Source organism: Oleiphilus sp. HI0117 (assembly GCF_001635235.1).
In genome coordinates, this window is the sequence record NZ_LWGA01000346.1 from 1 (window position 1) to 355 (window position 355).

Annotated in this window: 1 protein-coding gene; it reads left to right on the forward strand. The window is 50.1% G+C overall.

Annotation, left to right across the window (positions count from 1 at the left end; genetic code table 11):
• Positions 1 to 355 (forward strand): ACP S-malonyltransferase (locus A3757_RS04250; RefSeq protein WP_156506167.1); only part of this gene is annotated, 355 nt, incomplete at both ends.

Consider the following 355-nt stretch of genomic DNA (forward strand, 5'->3'; position numbering starts at 1 on the left):
CGTGGTAAGCTTATGCAGGGAGCGGTTCCTCTAGGTGAGGGCGGTATGGTTGCTCTTTTGGGGCTTGATGATGATAAAGCTAAAGAGGCTTGTAAAGAGGCAGCCCAAGGGCAAGTTGTTGCGCCGGCAAACTTTAACTCTCCTGGTCAGATCGTCATATCGGGTGCGACCGATGCGCTGGACCGGGCGATGGCTATCGCAAAAGAAAAAGGCGCTCGTCGTACTGCGAAGCTTCCTGTAAGTGTTCCTTGCCATTGTGACTTGTTACAGCCTGCAGGTGAAGAGTTGGCAAATGCAATGTCGAAACTGACATTTAAAGAACCCGGTATTCCTATTGTGCAAAATGTGAATGCTC